The organism is Lentzea sp. NPDC059081 (assembly GCF_042738015.1).
Lineage (GTDB): Bacteria > Actinomycetota > Actinomycetes > Mycobacteriales > Pseudonocardiaceae > Lentzea.
Map to the genome: position 1 here is coordinate 13,615 of NZ_JBHYGW010000016.1, position 15,059 is coordinate 28,673.

The window sequence follows — 15,059 nt, forward strand, 5'->3', positions numbered from 1 at the left end:
TCCAGTCCTGCGGAACGCTCAACGAGCCCGGCCGCGCCCGCGTTGAGGAGTAGAACGCCCGATTCGGGTGAACAGGAGGGAGTCATGCACACCAGGTGGAGATGGGTCCTGTTCGGCCTCGGCGCCGCCGTGGCCGCCTGCGGGCCTCTCGCGATGGCGGGCGGCCCCTGGTACGGCTACGTCTTCGGCGGCCTGTGGTTCCTGATGGGCGGCACCGTGGCGTGGCGCTGCCTGGGCATGGGCACGAAGCTCACCGCGCAGGGCATCACGTCGAACAGCCTCGACCGGCAGACCGTGGTCGAGTGGTGCGACGTCCGCGAGGTCGTGCTGAGCAGAAGGCGCAACCTGGTCCTCTTCCACACCATCGCGCCGGTGGTCCGGCACGACCACGGCAAGGTGGCGCTCACCGAGCTGAGCCTGCTGTCGATCAAAAAGGACGTCGTTCCCGAACGGGTCCAAAAGAATGTGACGGAACTCCGGCAGGCGTTGCAGAAGCACCGCGCCGGCTGTCCCGTGTGCGGAACGCAGCCCAAAGCGGTCGCGGCCGGCCGGAGTCTCGGTGCGAGGGTGCGGTCACGATTGCGTTCGCTATTGCGCGGAAATGGTGATCGGTCCATCGTCAGGTGACGGGATCCTGTTACACGCCAACGTCGTTCACCGTTGACGCAGCCTTGACATTCCCCTCCATCAGCTCTTGACTGGAAGGCGTCTGCACGTTCTAACGTCAAAAAGAAACGTGCAGCACTAAATTCCTGCCCGGACAAGACTCTGAACAGTCCAATGTGGATCCGAGGAATGCTCCGGGAAGACGATTGCCCCTCGTGAGGCGAAGAGATGTGCTTCGGAGCACTCTTTACCCCACGAAGGGCACATGCGCCGTGAAGAACTGGAGACGCCGCACCGGAACGGTCTTGCTGACCGCGGTGTTGGGCACTGCCGGGTTCGGCTTCGCCGCCACCCCTGCCATCGCGCAGAACGCTCCTCAGGAGCAGCCGGCCGCTGACAAGCAGCTGGACAAGAAGGACCGCGAGCTCGTCGACCAGGCCGCCCGCGAGGGCAAGCCGACCGTCGACCTGCTGGTCGCCGCCGAGGACGGCAAGACCGACGCCGCCGTCAACGACCTCAAGGCCCTGGGTGCCACGGTCCAGAAGACCGAGAAGGACGTCGACTACGTCAAGGTGACCATCCCGCGCGAGAACGCGGAGAAGGCCGCCAAGCTGGCCTCGGTCAGCACCGTGGACGTCGACGGGCTGATCGCGCTCGACGACCCGCGTCCGCAGGGCATGGAGCAGCCGGCCCCGCAGAAGGCGCCGGACGCGAAGACCCCGCGCACCAACCCGTACATGCCGACCCAGGACACGCAGGCGGCCCAGTTCGCCACGGCGCACCCGAAGTGGGACGGCCGCGGCACGACGATCGCCGTGATCGACTCCGGCATCGACCTCGACACCCCGGCCCTGCAGACGACCAGCACCGGTGAGCGCAAGATCATCGACTGGTACAACGCGAACGCCACGAACTCCGGCGACGGCACCTGGGTCACCATGACCAAGACCGGCAAGGTCGGCAAGTTCACCGACGGCGGTCGCGAGTGGACCGCTCCGGCGACCGGTGGCCCGTACTCGTTCGGCCGCTTCGCCGAGACCGCGGGCGACCTCGGCACGGCCGCGTCGGAGACCGGCGGTGACATCAACCGCGACGGTGACCGCCTCGACACGTTCGGCGTCCTCCAGGACATCACGACGAAGGAAGTCTTCGTCGACACCGACGGTGACGGCAACTTCACCAACAACAAGCGCATGCTCGACTACAAGGTCAAGCAGGACGTCGGCTACTTCGGCACCGACAACCCCGCCACCCCGGTGATCGACCGGATGGCGTTCGTCGTGCAGACCGACCGCTCGATCTACGACAACGCGGGCACGCCGTACGTGAACATCGGCATCGCGGGTGCCGCGCACGGCACGCACGTCGCCGGCATCACCTCGGCCTACAAGCTGTTCGACGGCAAGATGGCCGGTGCCGCCCCCGGCGCGAAGCTGATGGCGATCAAGGCCTGCCTCTCCACGCCGTCCTGCACCAGCTCCGGCCTCATCGACGGTGTCCTCTACGCCGCGCGCAACGGCGCCGACGTCGTGAACATCTCCATCGGTGGCCTCCCGGCGCTCAACGACGGCAACAACGCCCGCGCGGAGCTCTACAACCGCACGATCAACGAGTACAACGTCCAGCTGTTCATCTCGGCGGGCAACTCGGGTGCGGGCTCCAACACCGTCGGTGACCCGTCGGTCGCCACGGACGCGGTGAGCGTCGGCTCGTACATCACCAAGGAGACCTGGCTCTCCAACTACGGCTCGAAGACCGCGCAGAAGCAGAGCTTGCACGGCTTCTCGTCGCGCGGCCCCGCCGAGGACGGCGGCTTCAAGCCGAACATCGTCGCGCCCGGTTCGGCGATCTCCACCACGCCGCGCTGGCAGCCCGGTGGCCCGGTGGCGGGCACCTACGCCCTCCCCGCCGGTTACTCGCAGTTCAACGGCACGTCGATGGCCGCCCCGCAGGCGACCGGTGCCGCCGCTCTGCTCGTGAGCGCGTTCAAGGCCACGCACAACGGCCAGCGCCCGACCAGTGCCGAGCTGCGCTACGCGATCCAGCGCAGCGCGAACTTCGTCGACACCCTCGGTGCCTACGAGCAGGGTGCCGGTCTGTTCAACACGAACGCCGCGTGGACGCTGCTGGACAAGCACTCCGTGCCGGACAAGGTCACGACGGCCGTCCAGGTCAACACCGTCCTCAGCGGACTGCTGGCCACCCCGAACGTCGGCGTCGGCATCCACGACCGCGAGGGCGTGACCGCGGGCCAGGAGTACACCCGCACCTACACCCTGACCCGCACCACGGGCCACGACGACGAGACGTACAACGTGTCGTGGAAGGGCAACGACGGCACGTTCACGGCGGCGAAGAAGGTCCGCCTGCCGCTGAACACGCCGGTCCTGTTCCCGGTCAAGGTCAAGGCCAAGACGGCGGGCGCGCACAGCGCCGTGCTGCAGCTCGACAACCCGGAGACCCCCGGCGTCGACGCGCAGACCCTGAACGCGGTGTTCGCGGCGGAGAACTTCAACGCCGCCAACAAGTTCTCGGTCACCAAGTCCGGCACGATCGCGCGCAACCAGTCGACCAGCCTCTTCGTGAACGTGCCCAAGGGCACCACCGCGCTGAAGGTCGACATGGCCGCCGGTGGCGCCGAGGCCGGCAAGGGCCAGGTCCGCTTCCTGCGCTACACCCCGCAGGGCGTCGGCTACGACTCGAACACGTCGACCAACTGCTACAACCCCGACGCGGGTGCCGGATGTGCCGGTGGCACGCCGACCAGCCGCACGGTCACCAGCCCGATGGCCGGTGTCTGGGAGATCGTGATCGAGGCGCGCCGCACCTCCGACGCCGCCGAGGCGCCGTACTCGGTGACCGCGTCCGTCCTCGGCACGACCATCAGCCCGAACCCGGACGTCATCGCGTCCGCGGCGCTGGGCACCCCGGTCGAGCGGACCTACTCCGTCACCAACGCGCAGGCCAGCTTCACCGGCCGGCTCGCGGCGGGTTCCGTCGGCAGCGCGAAGTCGGACCGCCCGACCATCGCGAACCTGGAGAGCAAGATCTTCGACATCCAGGTCCCGGCCGGCGCGTCGCGGCTCACCGCCACGATCGGCAACACCGCCGACCAGGGCGCCGACCTCGACCTGTTCATCCTGAACTGCACCACCGGCACGTGCGTGGTGGCGGGGCAGTCGGCGGACGCGGACTCCGAGGAGTCGGCGACCGTGAACAACCCGGCAGCGGGTCTGTGGCGCGTCCAGATCGACGGCTACTCGGTGCCGCAGGGCACCACGGCGTACGACTACTTCGACGTCTACACCTCGGCGGCCCTCGGCACGCTGACGGTGAACGACACGAACGCCGTCCGCGCCGCCGGTGCGACGTGGAACGCCACGGGCGTCATCACGCCGCTCGGCCAGCCCGGTGCCGGCCGCGTGCTGCGCGGTGAGCTCGAGGTGCGCACGGCGGACGAGAACGTCGTCGGCCGCGGCGCCGTGATCGTCCAGGCAGTCAGCTAGTCCCGAAGTGCGCAGAAAGCCCCAGGGTCCACGTGATCCTGGGGCTTTCTACGGTTCGGGCAGCTTGTTCCCGAGCGGCTCGTCCAGGTCCACCCTGGACACGCCGATGATCAGATACGCGTCTTCCACCTTGTCGACCGGCATCTCGGCGCGCAGGTAGCCGATTCTGGGATCCCGCGACTCGACGGTCGCGCCCAGCCTCTTCAGTGCCTGCCCGACCTCCTCGTCGCGTCCCGGCTGCACGGAGATCATCAGTGGCACTGTGAGGTGGCCGTCGCGCTTCGCCTGCTCGATCCGGTTCTTGTCCGGCTTGGCTGATGACACGACGGGGACCTCCGCGGGCGGCACGGTTGCGGTCCCGTTCGTACCACAGCTCCCGAGAGCCAGCGCGCAAAACGCGACGGCGAGCGGTCTTCTCATGATCAGAGGACGGAACGGCTCGGGCAGACGGTTGCACCAAGTTCCCGACCGATTACTGCTTCGGTCCCGCAAACGCTTGCTCCCGCAGTGCGCCGTCCACGCTCTCGCCGAACACACGGGCGTCCGTGTGCTGGTCAGACGTGGGTTGCGCCTTCTTGACACCGGTGACCGCGCGCGTCCGGATCTGCGGCAACGCGCCACTGTGCTGACGGTGCACCCAGTCCACAAGATGCTCGCGCGTGAGACAACGCAGGTCCCACAACTTGCCGGCGTCCGCGGCACTCACGAGCGCACGCACCCGCACGAACCCCTGCGTCGCTTGCGTCACCTGCAACACGGACACCCGCCCGTCCCACAGGTCGCTGCCCTCCAGCATGGACCGCATCTCCTGCCGCATCGCCTCGACCGGCACCGTCCAGTCGAGATCGAGCTCGACGGTCCCGAGCAACGCCGACTGCGTGCGCGTCCAGTTCTCGAACGGCGTCTTCAGGAAGTGCGACGTCGGCAGCACCAGCCGCCGGTCGTCCCACAGGTGCAGCACCACGTACGTCAGCGTGATGTCCTCGACCCGCCCCCACTCGCCCTCGACCACCACGACGTCGTCGAGCCGCACCGCGTCGCTGAACGCGATCTGCAACCCCGAGATGAGGTTGCCCAGCAACGACTGCGCGCTGAACGCCGCCACCGCGCCGATGACGGCCGCACTGGCCAGCACGGTGGACCCGACCGCCCGAGCGCCGGGGAACGTCATCAGGATCGCGCCCACCGCCAGCACACCGATGACCACCAACGTGAGCCTGCGCACGAGCGTGATCTGGGTGTGCACCCGCCGCGCGTGCCTGTTGTCCGTGACATCCGTGCGGATCCGCGAGAGAGAAACGTCCACAAGGGTGCTGATGAGCGCTGCGAGCAACCACGCCCCGGCCAGGATCAACGCGATGCCCACGGCGTGCTGCACGACCGGCAGGTCGACCGGGTAGGCGCTGAGGCTTATCTGCACCGCCAGCAGGGCGCCGAAGAGCTGGCCTGGGCGGTACATCTTGCCGCTGTGGGCGAAGCGGCGCACGAGCCGGTGGACCACCTCCACCACGAGCAGTGCGAAGGCCACGGAGCAGCCCATGACGACGAACAGCACGTTTCCTCCTCCTGGGGTTGGGGTCGGGTACCCGCCGTCTTGGGGGAGGAACACCATGAGGCCGCTCACGAATACCCTGCGTCCTCGTGACGACGCGGCGAGGTGACGTGTTCTTCGTTCCCGTGGTGGACGGTCTGGTCGCCGTCGGCAGGGTGGTGGAGAGCGTGGCCGGGAGCGTCCTCGTCGCGGTCCACCCGGACCTGGTCGAGCCGGTGCCGGAGTTCGACGTGGGCACGCTGTCCGCGGTGGAGCCGGTCTTCCTCCTCGAGACCCTCGACGACGAACTCCGGCGAGGGGCGTGGCGGACCGTCGGGAACTGGCGGCCGCCGGACGAGATCCCCGTGCCCGTGCACAAGGTGCGCGTGTGGCCGGACGGCGGCTTCTTCGAGGAGTGGATCGGAGGCGTGGTCGGCAGGCGCCTCACCTCGGAAGAGGCCGACCGGCTCACGCCACATCGGTCGTACACGCCCAACGTCGTCGCCATGGCGGTGCGGGCGTTGCACGGGCTGGGGCCGTGGCTGCCGGTGTTCGACGAGCTCCGCCGCTGAGGCGGAGAGCGGTTTGAGTCACATTGATGAAAAGGGCCTTGCGACCCTAGTTTGAGTTACATAGACTCAAACCATGTTCACGACGACGGAGGCCCTGGACCTGGTGGAACGGGCCAAGACAGCCGAGCAGCTGTTCGGCCCGCGCACCACCGACCAGGCCAAGCGCAAGCAGGCGCGGCGCCGCTACCACGCGCTGGCCTCCGTCCTGCACCCCGACGTCGTGGGTCCGGGCAACACGAGGGCCCACCGGGCGTCGGCCGACCTGACCCGCCTGCACCACGAGTGGGCCAACGGCACGACCGTCGAGCTGAGGACCAAGACGGCCGTCTACCGGATCGGCGAGCCGTTCGCGAAGGGCAGCGTCGCCAACCTCTACGAGGCGGACGGGCCGCACGTGGTCAAGGTGGTCCGCAACCCGGCGCTCAACCCGTTGCTGCACGGCGAATGGCAGGCGCTGCGGGAGCTCGAACGCTTCACCGACACCAACCAGTGGCTGCGCCCGTTCTACCCGCGCCTGCTCGACACGTCCGGCGACGTCGCCAAGGGCTCGCGCGCCTTCACGGTGCTCGACCCGCTCACCACCGGGTTCGTGACGCTCGCCCAGGTCAGAAGCGCGTACCCGAACGGGCTCGACGGCCGCGACTACGCGTGGATGCACCGCAGGCTGCTCAAAGCGCTGGCGGGCGCGCACCAGATCGGGCTGGTGCACGGCGCGGTCACCGCGGACAACGTCCTGGTGCACCCCGAGCAGCACGGGATCGTGCTGGCCGGCTGGTCGTTCGCTGTGGAGGACGGGCAGAAGCTGCTCGCCACCAGTCGCACGATCACCTATCCGCCGGAGATCGACCGGGACCAACCGGCCACGGCGGCGACGGACGTCCACATGGCACACACGCTGATGCTGGACATGGTGCGGCAGAACGAGAAGCGGCAGCGGGCGTTCGCGCAGGGCTGCCGCCAGGACCAGCCACGACGCAGGCCGGACGCCGTCGACCTGGTCGGGGAGTACGACGACCTGCTCGAAGACCTCTACGGGCCACGGGTCTTCCGCCCGTTCGCCCTTCCGAAGACGGGAGAATGACGATGGGACACGGCAAGTGGGATGACAACGCCTACGCGGCGGCGAAGACCTTCCGCGCGGCCAAGGGGATCGCGGACTTCGGCTACACCGCCTCGATGAAGTCGACGCCCGCGGCGAGCTGGAAGGCCGCCCCGTCGCTCGACCCGCTGAACGTGCGGTACCGCGAGTGCCGCGACTCGCCCGACCACGCGGACTCGACACCGATCGCCGTGCTGTTCGACGTGACCGGGTCGATGGGCGCGGTGCCGCGGATCATGCAGGGCAAGCTCGGCAAGCTGCACGGGTTGTTGCAGCGCAAGGGGTATCTCGCCGACCCGCAGCTGATGTTCGGCGGCATCGGGGACGCCGACAGCGACCGGGTGCCGTTGCAGGTCGGGCAGTTCGAGTCGGACAACCGCATGGACGAGCAGCTGCGCGACATCTTCCTCGAGGGCAACGGCGGCGGGCAGAAGAGCGAGTCGTACGAGCTGGCCGCGTACTTCGTCGCCCGGCACGTCGTCACCGACGCCTGGCAGAAGCGCGGCCGCAAGGGCTACCTGTTCATCATCGGCGACGAGCTGAACAAGCCGCGGCTGGAGGCCAGGCACATCCGCCGCGTCATCGGTGACGAGGTGAGCCAGGACATCGACCCCGTGTCGGTGTACCGGGAGCTCGCCAAGAAGTGGAACGTCTACTTCATCCTGCCCAACCAGTCGTCGTACTTCAACGACGACAGCATCGGTGAGCACTGGCGGACGATCCTGGGGCAGAACTTCCTCAAGCTCGACGACCCCGGCGCGGTGTGCGAGCTGATCGCCGCCACGATCGGGCTGGAGGAGAGCGTCGTGGACCTCGACCAGGCCCTGGTGGACCTCGCCGAGATCGGGTCGGTCGCCGAGAGCAAGTCGGTCGGCAAGGCGCTCGCCACGGTCGGCGGCACGAGCCGGGCCGTGGTGGCCGCACCGCTGGGCATCGACGGTCCCGACGACGTGAGGCTGAGCTGAGATGGACCACGTGATCGTCGTCGGGCTCGGGTTCGGCGACGAGGGCAAGGGAGCCGTCGTCGACGCGTTGTGCGCGAACGGGCCGGTGTCGGCCGTCGTGCGGTTCAACGGGGGAGCGCAGGCCGCGCACAACGTGGTCGTCGACGGCCGGCACCACACGTTCAGCCAGTTCGGGTCCGGCACGCTCGCGGGTGTGCCGACCTGGCTGTCCCGGTTCGTGCTCGTCGAACCGATCGCGCTGGCGACCGAGTCGCGTGAGCTGGAGGCCATCGGAGTCGCGGACCCGCTGTCGCTGATGTCGGTCGACGCGGGGGCGCTGCTCACCACGCCGTTCCACGTGGCCGCGAACCGGGCCCGCGAGACCGCCAGGGGGCAGGACAGGCACGGGTCGTGCGGCAAGGGGATCGGCGAGACCGTCTGGTACGGGCTGCTCGGCGACCGGAAGGCGGCGCGGGGAGACGTCGTCGAGGACCAGCGGGTGCTCGGCGATCCGTGCCCCGCCCCGACCGTCGGCGACTGCCTGGACCCGCGCGGGCTCCGGCGGAAGCTGGACGCGCTGGCCCGGTTCTACGAGCCGCTGATCGGCGCCGGGCCGGTCGTGGACGAGCTGGTCGAGCTCTACCGGGCGTTCGCCGACGCCGTGCGCGTCACGACCGGCGACGAGGCGGGCAGGCTCGCGGACGCGGGCAGGCTCGTCTTCGAGGGGGCCCAGGGAGTGCTGCTGGACGAGACCCACGGGTTCCACCCACACACGACCTGGTCGACGGTCACGCCGCGCAACGCGCGCACGCTGCTCGGGGGACGCGGCGCCCGCGTGCTCGGCGTGACCAGGACCTACCAGACCCGGCACGGCGCCGGCCCGTTGCCCACCGAGGACCCGGCCGTGCTCGCGAGGTTCCCGGAGGTGCACAACGGCACTGGCGAGTTCCAGGGCGCGTGGCGGGCCGGGCACCTCGACGCCGACCTGCTCCGCTACTCCGTCGATTGCTGTGGGGGTGTCGACGGCCTGGCGGTCACGCACCTGGACGCCGACGGCGTGAAGATCGCCTCGGGGCAGGTGGTCGAGGACATGCCCGATCCCGTGTCCTACCTGCGAGAACTGGTCGGGGTCGACGTGCTCGTCACCGGGGCGGGCCCGTCCAGGGCGGACTACGAGGTGCGGGAGAATCCACGCCATGATCGAGTCGACGCTGGTGTCGGTGGACGTGATCGCGCTGCGGTTTGACCCGGACGCCCGCGCGGTGCTCCTCGGGGTGGCACCGCGCGCACTGGAGCCGTTCGCGGGCGAGCTGGCCCTGCCCGGCGTTCTGCTGGGCAAGGGCGAGCGGCTGCGCGAGGCGACCACCAGGGCCGTCACCGGCAAGCTCGGCCTCGCCGAGGAGTCGGTGACGGCGACGGGGCAGCTCGCCATGTTCGACGAGCCGTCCCGCGACCCGCGCGGCCCGACGCTCTCGATCGCGCTGTGGGCGACCGTGAGCCGTCCGACCGGCGACCTGGCTGTGTGGAACGAGATCGGCGGCCTGCCCGCGCTGGCCTTCGACCACGACCGGATCGTCGCCGACTGCCTGCCGCTGCTGGCGGACAAGCTGTGGCGCGACGTGCCGTTCACCGCGGGGTTGCTCGGGCCGGAGTTCACCACGGCGCAGGCGCTCGACGTGACGGAGTCGCTGACCGGCGACCGCCCCTACCCGGCCAACCTGGGCCGCACGATGGACCGCGTGCCGGGCCTGGAGCGCACGGCCGAGCACGCCGCGGCGCTGCCCAAGGGGGGACGGCCGCCGTTGGTCTGGAAGTGGGTCAGCGAGGCAGCTCGGGCTCGAACAGCCAGCGGGTGAGCAGGTCGCGGTGCCCGGCCAGCGCCAGGAAGTCGTCGGTCGTCACGACACCGTGCCGGTGGCGCCGGCACCACTCCCGCAGCAGCGCGAAGAACGAGTCGTCGCCCATCTCCTTGCGCAGCGCGTGCAACGTCAGGGCTCCGCGCTTGTAGACCCGGTCGTCGAACCAGTCGGCGCGCTCCGGCCGGCCGATCACGATGTCCTGGGGCAGGCGCCGCAGCAGGTCCCGCGCCCCGGCCGCGCACGCGTCCGCCGAACGACCGCCGGACGCCTCGGACCACAGCCACTCCGAGTAGCAGGCGAAGCCCTCGTTGAGCCAGATGTGCTCCCACGCGGCCAGCCCGACGGAGTTGCCGAACCACTGGTGTGCCAGCTCGTGCGCCACCAGCCGCTCCGCCCCGCGGCGCCCGTCCACGTGGTTGGACCCGAACGTCGACAGGCCTTGCGCCTCAACGGGAACGTCCAGCGCGTCGTCGGTCACCACGACGGAGTAGTTCGCGAACGGGTACGGGCCGAACAGCGACGAGAACAGCGAGATCATCTGGTTCTGCCGGGCGAAGTCGTGCGCCACCAGTCGTCTCAACCTCGACGGCGCCCACACGCCCGGCAACGCCTCGACGTACTGTCCGATCTGGACGGTCGCGAGATAGGTGGCCATCGGCGACGCCATCGAGTACGTCCAGCGCGTGGTGCTGCCGGACACCTTGCCGTCGACCAGAACCCCGTTGCACACCACCGTGTACGGCGAGGGCGCCGTCACCTCCAGGTGGTAGGAGGCCTTGGACGACGGCTCGTCGAGGCACGGGAACCACGACGGCGCGCCGATCGGCTGCGAGGCCACGATCGACCCGTCCGTCAGCTCGTCCCAGCCGAGGTCGCCCCACTCGGGCGTCGAGATCGGCTTGGGCGTGCCCGAGTAGCGGACCTCGACCGAGAACTGGCCGCGCACGGCGGCGCGGACGTTCAGCACCCCGCCGGCGTGCCCGTAGCGGGCGGGTCTGCCGTTCACCAGCACCTTCGAGACCCGCAGGGAGCCGAAGGACAGCGAGAACGACGTCAGGGGAGAAGTGCAGGAAGCCTGCAGCACCGCGCGCCCGGAAAGGCGCGCGGAGTGCGGCTTGTAGTCCAGCTCTAGTGCGTAATGGTGTACGGAGAAGCTCATGTCCACGCGGAGATCGGGTTGCCCAGCCAACGGGTTCCCGACGGTACATCCTCTCCGCGCATGACGAGCGAGGCGGGTCCGATCGTGGTGTGAGCGCCGACGGACGCGCCGGGCAGCACGATGCCGTGCGTGCCCAAAGTGGATCCGGCGGCCAGCGCCACCCGGTCCATGCGCAGGATGCGGTCGTGGAACAGGTGCGTCTGCACGACGCAGCCGCGGTTGACCGTCGCACCGGCGCCCAGCGACACCAGGTCGGCCTCCGGCAGCCAGTACGACTCGCACCACACGCCGCGGCCGACGGACGCGCCCAGCGAGCGCAGCCACAGGTTCATGATCGGCGTGCCGCCGGAGAACCCGATCAGCCACGGCACCGCGAGCACCTCGACGAACGTGTCCGCCAGCTCGTTGCGCCACACGAACGCCGACCACAGCGGGTACTCCCGGGTCTTGAAGCGGCCCACGAGCACCCACTTGGCGACCACCGCGACCAGGCACGCGGCCACGCCGGCGCCCAACAGCACGACGCCCGACCACCAGAGCCCGAACTCCTTCAGCGCGAAGAGCACGCCGACGACCAGGGCCACGTTCAGCATCACCGGCACGAACCGGCACAGCTCGACCAGCGCCCGCGCCCACATCAGGTGCTTGGGCGGGTCGAACGTGCGCGACTGGTCCGAGACCTCGGCCGCCCGCGGCAGCCTCATCGGCGGCATCCCCAGGTACGACGACCCGGCCTTGGCGCGCTTCGGAGCGGCCGACAGCACACCGACGAGCCCGCCCTTCGGGACCGTGCGGCCGGGCGCGGTCATGCCCGAGTTGCCCAGGAACGCCCGCTTGCCCACGCGGGCGGTGGCGATGCGCAGCCAGCCGCCGCCGAGCTCGTAGGACGCGACCATCGTGTCGTCGGCCAGGAACGCGCCGTCGCCCACGCGGGTCATCTTCGGCAGCGCGACCACCGTGGACGCCTCGACGCCACGGCCGACCTTCATGCCCAGCAGACGGAGCCACACCGGCGTGAACAGCGACGCGTACAGGGGAAACAGCGCCGAGCGCGCGTTGTTCATCAACCGCTCGGTCGTCCACGCCTGCCACGCCACGCGGCTGTGCACGGGGTAGTGGCCCTCGCGCATGCCGACGCCGAGCAGTCGCACGGCGGCCAGCACCAGCAGCGCGTACGAGCCGAACCAGATCACCGAGGCGACCGGCACGTCCCACAGCGCACTCGCGAGCGTCACCGGCCGGCGCAGCACGTACAGCACGGCCGGAGCGGCCGCGAGCAGCGGCAGCGCGGCCAGCAGACCGGACGAGACGCCGTACATGAGGTTCCAGAACCGCGACCGCTCCGGGCGCCGCGACGGGAACGAGCGCGCCGCCTTGCCCTCGCGGATCGCCGGGACACCCGCCCAGCGCTGCCCGGTCGGCACCGAGCCGACGACACCCGAACCGGGCGCGACCTCGGACCGCTTGCCGATCTTCGCACCGGGGAACAGCGTGCTGCGCGCCCCGACCGTCGCGCCCGCGCCGATCCGGATGCGGCCGATGCGGAGCCGGTCACCGTCGAGCCACCAGCCGGACAGGTCGACCTCGGGTTCGACGGCGGCACCGCGGCCGACCTTCAACATGCCCGTGACCGGCGGCAACGAGTGCAGGTCGACGCCGGGGCCGATCTTCGCGCCCAACGCCCGCGCGTAGTGCGTGACCCAGGAGCCCGACAGCTCGGTGGCGCGGGACAGCTGCGCCAGCATCTCGGCCGTCCAGAGTCGCAAGTGGACGGAGCCGCCGCGCGGGTACTCGCCGGGCTTCACGCCGCGCAGCAACAACCGCGCGCCGCCGGCGGAGATCGCGAGCCGTCCGGCGGGGCTGAGGAACACCACGGCACCGGCGGCGACCCACCACCACGAGACGGAGGTCCAGCCCAGCACGTTCGACAGCGCCGTCAGCGCGACGACCCAGCGCGCGCCGGCGACGGTCAGCAGCGGGATCATCAGCAGCGTCTGGACCAGGCCGGTCCAGCGCGGCGTCGGCGCGACCTCGTGCACCTCGGCCGTCTGCCCGTACGACTCCAGGCGCCGGGCGAGCTTGTGGAGCGTCGTGTTCTGGTAGACGTCCGACACCGACGTGCTGGGGTAGCGAGTGCGGATCATCGAGACGAGCTGCGCCGCGGACAGCGAGCTGCCGCCGGACGCGAAGAAGTCCGCGTCCTCGGAAGCAGGTCCGGAGCCCAGCACCGCGGCCCACTGCTCGGCCAGCCAGCCCTCCAGGCCCGAGAACACCACACCCGCGGTGTCCATGGACTCCAGCGGCCACGGCAGCGCGGCGCGGTCGACCTTGCCGGACGTGCGCGTCGGCAGCGTGTCGACGACGGCGATCAACGGCACGAGCGCGGCGGGGAGCTCGCCCCGCAGCTGCTCGACGGCCGCGGCCTGGTCGAACCCGTCCTCGGCCACGACGTAGCCGACGAGGATCTGGTTGCCGCCCCGCGTCGTGCGCACGGCGGCCGCGGCACCGGCGACACCGGGCAGCGCCGCCAGTGCGGCGTCGACCTCGCCCAGCTCGATGCGCCGGCCGCCGAGCTTGATCTGCTCGTCCGCGCGGCCGAGGAAGACGAGGCCCTCCGGCTCGGCGCGGACCATGTCGCCGCTGCGGTAGGCGCGGTGCCAGCCCATCGACGGCAGCGGTGCGTACTTCTCGGCGTCCTTGGCCTCGTCGAGGTAGCGGGCCAGGCCGACGCCGCCGATGACCAGCTCGCCGGACTCGCCCATGGGCACGACCTCGCCCTGCGCGTCCACGACGACCAGGTCCCAGCCGTCGAGCGGCAGGCCGATGCGGACGGGACCCTCACCGGTCATCCGCGCGGCGCAGGCGACGACGGTCGCCTCCGTCGGCCCGTAGGTGTTCCAGACCTCACGGCCGGGCACCGCGAGGCGCTCGGCCAGCTCGGGCGGGCACGCCTCGCCGCCGAAGATCAGCAGCCGCACGTCGTCGAGCGCCTCGACCGGCCACAGCGCGGCCAGCGTCGGCACCGTGGAGACGACGGTGATCTCCTGCTCGACCAGCCACGGGCCGAGGTCCATCCCGGTGCGCACCAACGACCTCGGCGCGGGCACCAGGCAGGCGCCGTGCCGCCACGCGAGCCACATCTCCTCGCAGGAGGCGTCGAACGCGACGGAAAGCCCCGCGAGGACGCGGTCTTCCGGGCCGATGGGCTCGTCGCGCAGGAACAGCCGCGCCTCGGCGTCCACGAACGCGGCCGCGCTGCGGTGCGTCACGGCGACACCCTTGGGCTTGCCGGTCGAGCCGGACGTGAAGATGATCCACGCGTCGTTGTCGAGACCGGGTTCGCCGGGCACGCCGAGCGTGGTGCCGTGCAGCGCGAGGGACCGGCCCTCGCCGAGCACGGCGCTCACCTGCGCCTCGCCGAAGACGAGCTCGGCCCGTTCGTCGGGGTCCTCGAAGTCGACGGGCACGTAGGCCGCGCCGGCCGCCAGTGCCGCGAGGATCGAGACGTAGAGGTCGGCGGTCCCGGACGGCACGCGGATGCCGACCCGGTCGCCGACCCCGACACCTTCGGCGGCGAGCTTGTCCTTGAGTTCCAGTACTTCCGTGAGCAACGCGCGGTAACTCAGCGCGGTGGTGCCGTCGTCGACGGCCAGCGCTTCCGGGTGCTGTTCGGCACTCGTGCGCAGGATGTCCAGGAGGGTGCGCGGGGTGGGCGCCTCGCCTGCCGTGAACATCGATCGAAGGACAACGGGTTCAGCCGCAATGGTCACTTGAGCGTCACTT

General features: G+C 70.4%; 11 protein-coding genes. 7 read left to right on the plus strand and 4 right to left on the minus strand.

The annotated features are described in order from the left end of the window. The first annotated feature begins 84 nt into the window (after positions 1–84). Both ACFWV3_RS29415 and ACFWV3_RS29420 read left to right on the plus strand, forming a co-directional pair. Positions 85–627: a hypothetical protein gene (locus tag ACFWV3_RS29415; protein WP_382415794.1), complete on the plus strand. Its 543-nt coding sequence runs from the start codon at positions 85–87 to the stop codon at positions 625–627. 251 nt (positions 628–878) lie between these two features. After that, the gene (locus ACFWV3_RS29420) at positions 879–4,112 is read left to right on the plus strand and encodes a S8 family serine peptidase (protein WP_382415795.1); all 3,234 of its coding nucleotides are present in this window, start codon (positions 879–881) and stop codon (positions 4,110–4,112) included. A 48-nt stretch (positions 4,113–4,160) separates the two neighbouring features. Here the strand turns inward: ACFWV3_RS29420 and ACFWV3_RS29425 are convergent, their stop codons facing one another. Further along, positions 4,161–4,436, minus strand: a complete 276-nt coding sequence (locus tag ACFWV3_RS29425) for a hypothetical protein (protein ID WP_382415797.1) — start codon at positions 4,434–4,436, stop codon at positions 4,161–4,163. A gap of 148 nt (positions 4,437–4,584) precedes the next feature. Next, positions 4,585–5,667 (minus strand): mechanosensitive ion channel family protein, encoded by a 1,083-nt coding sequence (locus ACFWV3_RS29430; protein ID WP_382415799.1) that lies wholly within the window; start codon positions 5,665–5,667, stop codon positions 4,585–4,587. Positions 5,668–5,753: 86 nt separating this feature from the next. Between ACFWV3_RS29430 and ACFWV3_RS29435 the strand changes: the two genes are divergently transcribed. From ACFWV3_RS29435 to ACFWV3_RS29455, 5 genes are all read left to right on the plus strand, one after another. Beyond that, positions 5,754–6,215: a hypothetical protein gene (locus tag ACFWV3_RS29435; RefSeq protein WP_382415801.1), complete on the plus strand. Its 462-nt coding sequence runs from the start codon at positions 5,754–5,756 to the stop codon at positions 6,213–6,215. 73 nt (positions 6,216–6,288) lie between these two features. Next, positions 6,289–7,296, plus strand: coding sequence for an adenylate cyclase (locus ACFWV3_RS29440; RefSeq protein WP_382415803.1), 1,008 nt, complete (start codon positions 6,289–6,291; stop codon positions 7,294–7,296). Then, a complete protein-coding gene (locus ACFWV3_RS29445) occupies positions 7,293–8,279 on the plus strand; it encodes a hypothetical protein (RefSeq protein ID WP_382415805.1) in 987 nt (328 codons plus the stop codon). The genes ACFWV3_RS29440 and ACFWV3_RS29445 overlap by 4 nt, the downstream gene beginning before the upstream one ends. A gap of 1 nt (position 8,280) precedes the next feature. Continuing rightward, on the plus strand, positions 8,281–9,504 hold the full coding sequence (locus ACFWV3_RS29450; RefSeq protein WP_382415807.1) for an adenylosuccinate synthetase: 1,224 nt from the start codon (positions 8,281–8,283) through the stop codon (positions 9,502–9,504). Further along, positions 9,455–10,114 (plus strand): NUDIX hydrolase, encoded by a 660-nt coding sequence (locus ACFWV3_RS29455; RefSeq protein WP_382415809.1) that lies wholly within the window; start codon positions 9,455–9,457, stop codon positions 10,112–10,114. Before ACFWV3_RS29450 ends, ACFWV3_RS29455 begins: the two co-directional genes overlap by 50 nt. Here the strand turns inward: ACFWV3_RS29455 and ACFWV3_RS29460 are convergent. Together ACFWV3_RS29460 and ACFWV3_RS29465 are read right to left on the minus strand one after the other, a co-directional pair. Then, on the minus strand, positions 10,077–11,276 hold the full coding sequence (locus tag ACFWV3_RS29460) for a M1 family metallopeptidase (RefSeq protein ID WP_382415811.1): 1,200 nt from the start codon (positions 11,274–11,276) through the stop codon (positions 10,077–10,079). The two genes, ACFWV3_RS29455 and ACFWV3_RS29460, sit on opposite strands and share 38 nt — an antisense overlap. Beyond that, positions 11,273–15,010 (minus strand): Pls/PosA family non-ribosomal peptide synthetase, encoded by a 3,738-nt coding sequence (locus tag ACFWV3_RS29465; protein ID WP_382415812.1) that lies wholly within the window; start codon positions 15,008–15,010, stop codon positions 11,273–11,275. The genes ACFWV3_RS29460 and ACFWV3_RS29465 overlap by 4 nt, the downstream gene beginning before the upstream one ends. Between the last annotated feature and the right edge of the window lie 49 nt (positions 15,011–15,059).

Bases quoted from the DNA above. Each gene is read 5' to 3' on its own strand.
- ACFWV3_RS29415 (WP_382415794.1), top strand. From the start codon at position 85: ATGCACACCAGGTGGAGATGGGTCCTGTTCGGCCTCGGCGCCGCCGTG.
- ACFWV3_RS29440 (WP_382415803.1), top strand. From the start codon at position 6,289: ATGTTCACGACGACGGAGGCCCTGGACCTGGTGGAACGGGCCAAGACA.
- ACFWV3_RS29445 (WP_382415805.1), top strand. From the start codon at position 7,293: ATGACGATGGGACACGGCAAGTGGGATGACAACGCCTACGCGGCGGCG.
- ACFWV3_RS29450 (WP_382415807.1), top strand. From the start codon at position 8,281: ATGGACCACGTGATCGTCGTCGGGCTCGGGTTCGGCGACGAGGGCAAG.
- ACFWV3_RS29455 (WP_382415809.1), top strand. From the start codon at position 9,455: ATGATCGAGTCGACGCTGGTGTCGGTGGACGTGATCGCGCTGCGGTTT.
- ACFWV3_RS29460 (WP_382415811.1), bottom strand. From the start codon at position 11,276: ATGAGCTTCTCCGTACACCATTACGCACTAGAGCTGGACTACAAGCCG.
- ACFWV3_RS29465 (WP_382415812.1), bottom strand. From the start codon at position 15,010: ATGTTCACGGCAGGCGAGGCGCCCACCCCGCGCACCCTCCTGGACATC.